The sequence below is a fragment of the Microcystis sp. LSC13-02 genome (genome assembly GCA_002282935.1).
Lineage (GTDB): Bacteria > Cyanobacteriota > Cyanobacteriia > Cyanobacteriales > Microcystaceae > Microcystis.
Genome location: MTBT01000004.1, coordinates 1 through 8,364, shown reverse-complemented (window position 1 = coordinate 8,364; position 8,364 = coordinate 1). Strand labels below are relative to the sequence as shown.

Genomic DNA, 8,364 nt, shown 5'->3' with positions numbered 1-8,364 from the left:
ACCTCTCTATCTTCAGTTTCTAGGATGTTATTTATTTCCATACTAACCCGCCAACTAATTAATAATTCCAGTACATTTTCCCGGAAAGCATTACCTTGAGGTAATTCTAACAATTCTCGCACCGCTTGGTTTTGAGTTTTTCCCCGTCCTAATAATCTTAACCAAAGAGTCTCAGGAGTCACAGGCAATTGATTAATAGCGATAATTGCCGTGCGATAAAGCGAGGGAAAAAAATAGACTCCTTCTGGCCAATCTGGGTCTAATTTTGCCCCAAATCCTTCTAAAACAGTGATACCAGCGGAAGGGGATAAAATCCACAAACGAGGGGCATTGTCTTCATTGTAGCTCTGATTTTCCCGTTTAGCTTGTCTTTGCAGTTCGGCTAAAATTGTCAAAAGTTTCGCTAAACAATTACGAATCTCGCTACGGTTGGGAGGATTGCGATAGGGTTCAATTAAGAGAGTATTAAGGACAATTCTGCCTAATAATCCCAGATAATTGCGGTTTGGTTCGGGATCGCTGACTTCTTTACTGATTTCGACGGTTCCCAAGGGAGAAAGTAATTGTTCAAGGTAATTTTTGGCAAATTGGTCATGGGGTTTCATGGACTGAGCAGTTAATCGATAATTTTCAATTGTATAGTTATTAAAAAAGTGGGTTTAAATAACCCACTTCTCAAGGGATGATTGGTAGTTTTTGGGATCGGAATTTTCAAACTGTGCCAGAAACTATGAGCAGCCATGGCAATTATTCTCCTTGTCAATAGTCAGCAATTGCAAGATTAGACTACCTCTTCGAGAAAATCATAAATTTTGTCTAATTGTTCCAAGGTCACTAACCCGTACTGCCAGAGAATCATCGGTAAATGAATTTTATCAGATTGGATCGAGCGCTCGGCCATAGCGATCGATTCTTGGGGAAGGGACAATTCCTCTTGTAGAAATTGTCGGAATTGGGAATAGGCAATCGTGGACATAGGGGGATTTTTTTCCTCAATAGTATAGTATATCTCGTGATTTTAACAAAACACTACCTGATCGGTTTCAAGGACAGTTAGTCTCGCGACCGTTTTTTCTGTATCTAAGCTATCTCGATGATAGAGAGCGCTTTCCTAAAAATCGCTGGCTCTCTTAAGATAGTCCCGTTAGATCGAGCAGAATTTTGTCTCTGTTTAATCTATAGCAAGGGTAAAGATTATTCAATCTATGACTTGATAGACTATAAAAATCTTAATCGATATGGTTAGATTTTAAACAGTATAAATGCGTAATAGCTTCTAAAAGCCATACTTATATTTCCAGACAAGGAACACCTTCTATAAGAAAGTTAACACCATTTTCAAAAATCAAGGTCTTGAGATAGACTCAATCTTAATTTTATCTCCTTCTTTCACTCCTAATTCTTTCGCTCGACCCCCAGCTAGTTCGATTACTTGATTAACCATGGTGTTTGGCCCATAGACAGGACAAGGATCCACAGCACAAGGGGGGACATTCAGCAAAACTGCTTTTACTATACCATCTTTTAGAAAAATCATGTCTAGAGGAATCGAGACATTTTTCATCCAAAACCCTGCCATCAGAGGTTGTGCAAAGGGAAATAGCATACCGCGATTTTTCTCCAAAGACGAGCGATACATTAAACCCTTGGCCTGTTGTTCCGGGGTTTGAGCCACTTCTAACTCAATCATCTCACCATTAATATTTGCTTTGGCCGTGATCGGTAATATTTGCCCTTGATTCTCAGTCGTAATCTGAGCCATCGAACTATTATTACCATTGAGATTAGTCGATTGACAACTCAGCAGCAACAAACCTAAAAATAATATTAACTTGATCTTGAGCATAAATGATTTTTTACCAGTCATCACCAATAGTTATCAATACTTAATTTTTCTAGTATAAGTGGAGAATTAATCAGATAAAACGTTAACACAAAGTAGCGGCGGCAAATATAAAGATATTATTAAAAATATCTAGCATGGGGTTGAGCATCCTTCCTTGAGGAGAGGGGCAGGCTTACTAGAACATATATACTAAGAAAGTTCTCAAATTTATTTGCCGATTTTTCCCCGCAATTTTGCCCTAGTCTGGCTGCAGTCGATCGCCTTCGTAGGTTAAAATACCATTGATCTGTTGATCGATTATTGTAGGCTCAGGAGCAATCACCATGACCGCAGAAAGTATGTTATTTAATGGGGCGATCGTGGCGATCGTTCTCGTCCTCGTCGGATTAGCTTGGGGTTTTCTTCTCCTCAAAATCCAAGGTGGAGAAGCGGAATAGCTTGTTTTTCGGTTCATGGTTACTTTACTTAGTAGTCATGAACTACTTTTTTCCCATCAAAAGTAATTAAGAGAAAATCAATAACTAAAATTTTATACCCACACCTATGAACACTCCCACGATCGAGTTTTTTGTCGGTTTATCAGAAGAATTAAGCGGTGTTAGTCTCCGCAAAAATAAAAGTACCGGGATTCGCAATGTCCTGATGACTTTTAAAACCCTGAAAGCGATCGAACGTTTCCAAAGTTTCACCACCCGTACCTACGGCGATCTCCGTCTCACCGATGAGGAAGGAGTGATTATAGTTATTCCCAACTCGACTAAGTTTATTTTTGGAGGAGATGAAGGGGATGAAATTCAACGGGTAGAATGTGGTTTTGAAATCACCGATGAACACTGGGAGCGTTTTCTGCGCTTTATGAATCGTTATGCGGCAGCCAACGGGATGGGGTATCAGGATAAGTGAGAAGTGGGGTGATGGGGAGTGGCTTGAAAGAGGGTGTAGGGTGTGGGGTGTGGGGTGTAGGGAAGGAAACCTCTTTCATCTGTGGGGGTGAAAATTTTTTCATCGGGACTGACAACCGACTCCTGAATTCTGATAGTTAAAAACGAGCTAAAATAAGGATAAATTTAGTCAAGAAACCATGAAAATAGCGATTACTGGGGCGACGGGATTTGTGGGTAGTCGGTTAGTGGTCAAACTCTATGATCGCGACGATGACATCCTAATTTTGACGCGCAATCCCGATAAAACCCGAAGAATTTACCCAAAGTCAATCTATCCTAAGATAGAGATTATTCCCTATATCGCCACAGAATCGGGGGATTGGCAAAAAGAGATTTCCGGATGTGACGCGGTGATTAATCTAGCGGGAGAACCGATTTCGGAACGCTGGACCGGTGAAGCAAAACGAGCAATCGTCGCTAGTCGGGAAATCGGCACCGAGAAAATTGTCGAGGCGATCTCGCGTAGCGAGCGCGTTGCGACCGCACTGGCGGACCAGAAACCGAAAGTTTTAATTAACTCCTCGGCGATCGGTTACTATGGAACCAGTGAAACCGCTAGTTTTGACGAAAATAGCCCTCCCGGTGACGATTTTCTGGCAGATGTCTGTAAAAAGTGGGAAAAAGCCGCCCAAAAAGTTGAAGATTACGGCACTCGTTTAGTCATTCTTCGCACGGGTATTGTTTTAGGCAATGGGGGTGCTTTAGGGAAAATGATCCCACCCTTCAAACTGTTTGCCGGCGGTCCGATTGGCAGCGGTCGTCAGTGGTTTTCTTGGATTCATCGGGATGATTTAATTAATTTAATTATCTATTGTCTCGATCGCCCAGAAATTAGCGGTACTTTCAACGCTACTGCACCCAATCCCGTCCGGATGAAAGAATTCTGTCAGATTTTAGGGGAAGTAATGAATCGTCCTTCTTGGTTGCCAGTGCCAGATTTTGCCCTCGAAATTCTCTTGGGAGAAGGAGCAAAAATCGTCTTAGAAGGTCAAGAAGTGCTGCCAAAAGCCACACAAGCGCTCGGTTTTGACTATCGTTATCCTAATCTAGAAGCGGCCTTAGAGGAAATCGTCCCGAAAATGTAGAAAGCTGATCTACCCGAGGCCAAATGCCCTCAATCTATTTTTCACTCCAGACGGGATGGGAGAATAAAGAGGCAGCCACTCTCACCCCGCGCAGTTGATTTAACAGGGGTAAATGACCCACGGGAGCGCTTAAATCCCAGATAAATTCTTGGGGGTATTTTGTCCAATTATTGCCATTTTTCCAACCAATTTTCGGCCAGAGTTTCGGGAAATCTTGTCCCACACCTATCCATAATTTGCGCTGTACCGACCAACCGAATTTTCCTTCCGAATGAACTAACCAAAGATGATCAATAGTCTGAATATCTACACCGGGAAAAGCTTCTACTTCCGTAAAATAGACCCATTTCCTCTGTATTGCTCCTTCTCCTGCTAATTCACAGAGTTTTTGACGGGTGAGACTATCAGCAGTTTGAAAATCCTGTTTAGCCAATAATTCCTGTAAAAGTCGATAATCGATACCTTTAGCACTATCGAGGGGAACAACACCCGTGGGGAAATAATTAGCTAAAAATTCCTGGCTCTGAGCGCTATTATCTTGGTATAGCAATTGATAAGCCTTACCTGTCACCAGATTAACAGGAGTCGGGCGCATAGCCAATAAAAAATCTCTTAATACAGTTAGGCCAGCTTCTCCGACCCCGGCTAATTGTGTCAGGATTTGTAATTGATTTTTCGGCGACTCGGTGGCTAATCGACTCGCTAAACTGGTAATATCCTCGCTTTGTTCTTCTACTAACACGCCATTCTGGTCAGTCATATCATCACTTTTAAGACCACTCCTTCAATACTATTACCACTATTTCGGGGTCGCTGCTCAATTTTTTCCTGACAAAAAAGGGATTTTTAGCGGGTAGGATGCGGAATGTGGGATAAAATAGCCACCTCCTTCATTAGCAAGGGAGACGCAATATTTCATCAGTTTGATCGTATCAAATTGATTTTTAGCTTCTTTAAATTCTAGTCGCTCATTTTCCACCGGGGCATTTAACCAACCTTCCAGGGTCTCTAGGTTTATCATGCAGTAATCTCCTTATGGGTGGGAATTTACGTTTGGGGGGGAACAGTGCAGGTTATACTGATTCCTAAGATGAGAGCAGCTCTATTTTCTCGCAAATTCTGTTCTTATTGGCTTGTCAAGCTATTTATCCTCTACTAAGAAGAAAAATCAATGGTTATTATCGAGATTACCAATGTGGAAGAAATATTAAGCGCAAAAATTGGCTCTTTTGCCGCTAAAATTGTCCAAGCCCTAGCAGATGATGAGGCGAAAGTGGAAGAGGTTCTCATCAAGGAATTACTGGCTAATTTTCAGGAAAGGGGCATTAAAGCTAATCTGTTTAGCGTCACCGGGTTAGATATGCTCGGCAATGGCAAGCTAGAAGTTAACGTTAATGTTCGTTCTGCTAATATGATGTCCTAAGAGAAAATAAAATCGCCAATGGTTGGGTTAAATATAGTTAAACCCAACCTTGTTTTGGTAGTTACACAGGGTGAGAAATTACCGTCAAAGGCAATTGCAGCGAAGATCGGGGTTATAATAAACCAACAAAATGTAACGGTCCTTGACCAGTAATTAATTCGATAATAATTGCCAGAAAACCGATCATCGCTAATCGACCATTCCACACCTCGGCTGCCGTTGTCATCCCCCATTCCCAACGCTCCTGGGGATACATTTTCATATTCGCTTTCGGACGGGTAATTTGCTCGAAAGTGGTGGGTTTCTCGTCTAGGGATTTTACCACTAACTGGGAGAGAGATTCGATAAACATCGGGTGAGTGTTAAGAGCCGGTACTCGCTGAAAATGTTCAATTCCCGCTTCTTCCGCCACTTCTCGGTACTCTATATCGATTTCTTGCAGAGTTTCGATATGTTCCGAGACAAAGCTAATCGGCACGACCAGTAAATGCTTAATTCCCTGCTCTCCCAACTCTTTCAAAGCATCTTCAGTATAGGGTTTTAGCCATTCCACCGGACCGACGCGACTTTGATAGGCTAAAGTGTACTGATTGGGTCGGTTGAGCGTACGCATGATCGCCCTAGTGCATTCTTCAATTTGCCTTTGATAGGGATCTCCCGCTTCCTCCACATAACTTTGGGGGACACCATGGGCGCTAAAAAAGATATGTACTTGGTCGGGATTAGTACACTGCTCTAATTCTCGCGCGATCAGATCGGCCATAGCACTCAGATAAGTGGGATGATCGTACCAAGAGGGGATGAGAGTATATTCCGTCAAACGCAGATAGGGGTCCTGCTGCCACATTTCCTCCAGCACACGAAAACTGGAACCACTGGTACTAATGGAAAATTGGGGATAAAGGGGCAGAATGACTAATTTTTTGATATGATCCCGTTTAATCCGATCGATCGCTTCTTCGGTGAAGGGATTCCAGTAACGCATCCCGATATAAACGCTCACCTCGCGGCCCATTTCCTTGAGACGTTGTTGCAGTGCCGTGGCCTGTGCTTCCGTAATCTTGAGTAAAGGGGAGCCACCACCAATCTGACGGTAATTTTCCTGGGATTTACTCGCTCTTAGCGTCGATATTAACCAAGCTAACGGTTTTTGTAATCCTTTGATCGGTAAACGGATGATCTCTGGGTCAGAAAAAAGGTTAAATAGAAAAGGACGCACATCCTCTAACCGCTCCGGCCCACCCAAATTTAATAATAGAACCCCAACGCGACCCATAGTGTTAACAGATAATTTTTAAATTTTCAGATTCTTTACCAAGTTTAACAATATATCGGTGGAACCGTTAAAACAAATTACAGACAATATAGAACTTAATCAAATCTTGGAGGTTGATCTTGGCGACAATTTTACGTCCCCTCAGTTATCAATATCAATGGCTTTACGATGGTATCTCCCGTCTGGCTGCCCTAGCAGTGGGTGGGGAGTCCCGTTTTCGGCAATTAGCCCTAGAAAGTTTAAAAATCGCTAAAAATGACCCTATCCTCGATCTCTGTTGTGGTGCGGGTCAAACCACCCGTTATTTAGTACCCCTATCCGATCGCTGTACCGGTTTAGATGTCTCTCCTGTGGCCCTGGAGCGAGCTAGTTTAGCGGTGCCGCAAGCGCATTATGTGGAGGGATTAGCCGAAAAAATGCCCTTTAATGCCGGAGAATTCGCCCTTGTTCATACTAGCGCCGCTCTCCACGAAATGGAACCAGAGCAGTTAGAGGAAATTCTCAAAGAAGTGTATCGAGTTCTCAGACCGGGGGGAATTTTTGCCCTCGTGGATTTTCATCGACCCACTAACCCGCTTTTTTGGCCTTCTTTAGCCCTATTTTTGCAATTATTTGAAACCCATACCGCTTGGCAGTTTATCGATACCGATCTCATCCGATCTTTACAGGCGATCGGTTTTCGTGATTGTCAACAAAAATTATACGCTGGTGGCAGTTTACAGGTGATTCAAGCGGCCAAGTGAAAGGATTGGTCGGGCCAGATTTTCAGAGGCAGTCAGTCATTTATACTAAATAAGTCCATGGTTTTTTGAGCAAGCTGAGTTCGATCGACTCAGTGCGAGTTATTTTTGAGAAGTTAATGACTAGAGCAAAAATTCTACAACCTGATTTAATTTTAGGGGATACGATTCTCGGTCTCAGTCTGGAGATTTTGAGTCAGCATCAAATTAAAGGATTGATTCTCGATGTGGACGATACCCTTGTTCCCCTCCAGGAAACGACGGTTTCTGACGATTTACAGCGTTGGGTCGATTCCTTGCGTCTTTATCTACCGATTTGGTTGGTAAGTAATAATCTTAGCGAAAATCGGATCGGTGCGATCGCTGATAATTTACAACTTCCCTACCTTCTCGGTGCGGTGAAACCCTCTCGACGCAAACTCCGGCAAGCGATGGCAGCCATGAGTCTCCCCCCCCAACAAATTGCTATGGTTGGCGATCGCTTGTTTACCGATGTTTTAGCGGGAAATCGTCTGGGAATGTTTACCATTCTGGTGAAACCAATGGTAAATCCCTTGACGGGGGAGCAAGCTTATCCAATCCACGATTTTGAGGTATGGCTATCACAAATTCTCGGCGTTTCCCTCCATCCGCAGCATTACTTAATAAAACCTGACCAATCGTCACAGAAGTAAATATTAAAAAATAATTAAGTATAGAGGAAAGGAGGGAAAAGTAGGAAATACTATAGATAATTTCAAAGGAGGTCAGCCGAGATAAAGACCTTAAATATATGAAAGTCAGTAGATGGACAGTGCCAGTTTTTGCGGATATACGCCAAAGACTGGCACTAATGTTTTAACGAAAACTTCCTGCTAAGTAAATGGGTGGAATTAAACATAAGATGAACGTAGGTTGGGTTGAAGCATGAAACCCAACGTCTGCATGGGTTACTACCCGTCCTACAAATAATTGTGCCTCCCTACTTATCGAAAATTTGGGTTAAAACCCCGTCCTTTTAGGACGGCTTTAAGCTACAATGGAGAAAGCGATAACCAAGCTAAAAACTGA

At 42.7% G+C, this 8,364-nt stretch carries 12 protein-coding genes; 6 read left to right on the top strand and 6 right to left on the bottom strand.

The features are described from left to right. The 3 genes from BGL89_RS00110 to BGL89_RS00100 form a co-directional block, all read right to left on the bottom strand. A partial coding sequence (locus BGL89_RS00110) for a flagellar assembly protein H (RefSeq protein ID WP_286823602.1) occupies positions 1–605 on the bottom strand: 605 nt, incomplete at its 3' end. 176 nt (positions 606–781) lie between these two features. Then, positions 782–976, bottom strand: a complete 195-nt coding sequence (locus BGL89_RS00105) for a DUF2949 domain-containing protein (protein WP_002732568.1) — start codon at positions 974–976, stop codon at positions 782–784. Between the two features lie 369 nt (positions 977–1,345). After that, complete coding sequence (locus BGL89_RS00100) at positions 1,346–1,867, bottom strand: DUF192 domain-containing protein (protein ID WP_286823585.1); 522 nt, start codon at positions 1,865–1,867, stop codon at positions 1,346–1,348. Between the two features lie 302 nt (positions 1,868–2,169). On the opposite strand from BGL89_RS00100, the gene petM reads away from it, so the two are divergent. The 3 genes from petM to thyD all read left to right on the top strand — a co-directional run bounded on the left by petM (position 2,170) and on the right by thyD (position 3,875). Next, positions 2,170–2,283 carry a cytochrome b6-f complex subunit PetM gene (gene petM, locus BGL89_RS00095; RefSeq protein WP_012265655.1) on the top strand — a complete coding sequence of 38 codons (114 nt, stop codon included), beginning with the start codon at positions 2,170–2,172 and terminating at the stop codon, positions 2,281–2,283. 106 nt (positions 2,284–2,389) lie between these two features. Beyond that, positions 2,390–2,749: a photosystem II reaction center protein Psb28 gene (gene psb28 / locus BGL89_RS00090; protein WP_286823580.1), complete on the top strand. Its 360-nt coding sequence runs from the start codon at positions 2,390–2,392 to the stop codon at positions 2,747–2,749. A 178-nt stretch (positions 2,750–2,927) separates the two neighbouring features. Beyond that, positions 2,928–3,875: a thylakoid membrane protein ThyD gene (gene thyD / locus BGL89_RS00085; RefSeq protein WP_286823579.1), complete on the top strand. Its 948-nt coding sequence runs from the start codon at positions 2,928–2,930 to the stop codon at positions 3,873–3,875. 34 nt (positions 3,876–3,909) lie between these two features. On the opposite strand, the gene BGL89_RS00080 is transcribed toward thyD, so the two are convergent. Together BGL89_RS00080 and BGL89_RS00075 are read right to left on the bottom strand one after the other, a co-directional pair. Further along, complete coding sequence (locus tag BGL89_RS00080; RefSeq protein ID WP_286823578.1) at positions 3,910–4,635, bottom strand: GUN4 domain-containing protein; 726 nt, start codon at positions 4,633–4,635, stop codon at positions 3,910–3,912. 57 nt (positions 4,636–4,692) lie between these two features. Then, complete coding sequence (locus tag BGL89_RS00075) at positions 4,693–4,896, bottom strand: AlbA family DNA-binding domain-containing protein (protein WP_286823577.1); 204 nt, start codon at positions 4,894–4,896, stop codon at positions 4,693–4,695. 150 nt (positions 4,897–5,046) lie between these two features. Between BGL89_RS00075 and BGL89_RS00070 the strand changes: the two genes are divergently transcribed. Continuing rightward, on the top strand, positions 5,047–5,298 hold the full coding sequence (locus BGL89_RS00070) for a DUF8653 family protein (RefSeq protein ID WP_286823576.1): 252 nt from the start codon (positions 5,047–5,049) through the stop codon (positions 5,296–5,298). Between the two features lie 112 nt (positions 5,299–5,410). Here the strand turns inward: BGL89_RS00070 and hemH are convergent, their stop codons facing one another. Further along, entirely contained in the window at positions 5,411–6,574 is a 1,164-nt protein-coding gene (hemH, locus tag BGL89_RS00065; protein ID WP_286823575.1) for a ferrochelatase, read from the bottom strand. Positions 6,575–6,693: 119 nt separating this feature from the next. Between hemH and BGL89_RS00060 the strand changes: the two genes are divergently transcribed. Both BGL89_RS00060 and BGL89_RS00055 read left to right on the top strand, forming a co-directional pair. Continuing rightward, positions 6,694–7,317, top strand: coding sequence for a class I SAM-dependent methyltransferase (locus tag BGL89_RS00060; RefSeq protein WP_286823574.1), 624 nt, complete (start codon positions 6,694–6,696; stop codon positions 7,315–7,317). Positions 7,318–7,433: 116 nt separating this feature from the next. After that, a complete protein-coding gene (locus BGL89_RS00055) occupies positions 7,434–7,988 on the top strand; it encodes a YqeG family HAD IIIA-type phosphatase (RefSeq protein ID WP_286823573.1) in 555 nt (184 codons plus the stop codon). The last annotated feature ends 376 nt before the right edge of the window (positions 7,989–8,364 follow it).

What these genes read in the sequence shown, in the direction of transcription:
- BGL89_RS00105 (WP_002732568.1), bottom strand. Translation starts at nt 976, where the DNA reads ATGTCCACGATTGCCTATTCCCAATTCCGACAATTTCTACAAGAGGAA.
- BGL89_RS00100 (WP_286823585.1), bottom strand. Translation starts at nt 1,867, where the DNA reads ATGACTGGTAAAAAATCATTTATGCTCAAGATCAAGTTAATATTATTT.
- petM (WP_012265655.1), top strand. Translation starts at nt 2,170, where the DNA reads ATGACCGCAGAAAGTATGTTATTTAATGGGGCGATCGTGGCGATCGTT.
- psb28 (WP_286823580.1), top strand. Translation starts at nt 2,390, where the DNA reads ATGAACACTCCCACGATCGAGTTTTTTGTCGGTTTATCAGAAGAATTA.
- thyD (WP_286823579.1), top strand. Translation starts at nt 2,928, where the DNA reads ATGAAAATAGCGATTACTGGGGCGACGGGATTTGTGGGTAGTCGGTTA.
- BGL89_RS00080 (WP_286823578.1), bottom strand. Translation starts at nt 4,635, where the DNA reads ATGACTGACCAGAATGGCGTGTTAGTAGAAGAACAAAGCGAGGATATT.
- BGL89_RS00075 (WP_286823577.1), bottom strand. Translation starts at nt 4,896, where the DNA reads ATGATAAACCTAGAGACCCTGGAAGGTTGGTTAAATGCCCCGGTGGAA.
- BGL89_RS00070 (WP_286823576.1), top strand. Translation starts at nt 5,047, where the DNA reads ATGGTTATTATCGAGATTACCAATGTGGAAGAAATATTAAGCGCAAAA.
- hemH (WP_286823575.1), bottom strand. Translation starts at nt 6,574, where the DNA reads ATGGGTCGCGTTGGGGTTCTATTATTAAATTTGGGTGGGCCGGAGCGG.
- BGL89_RS00055 (WP_286823573.1), top strand. Translation starts at nt 7,434, where the DNA reads ATGACTAGAGCAAAAATTCTACAACCTGATTTAATTTTAGGGGATACG.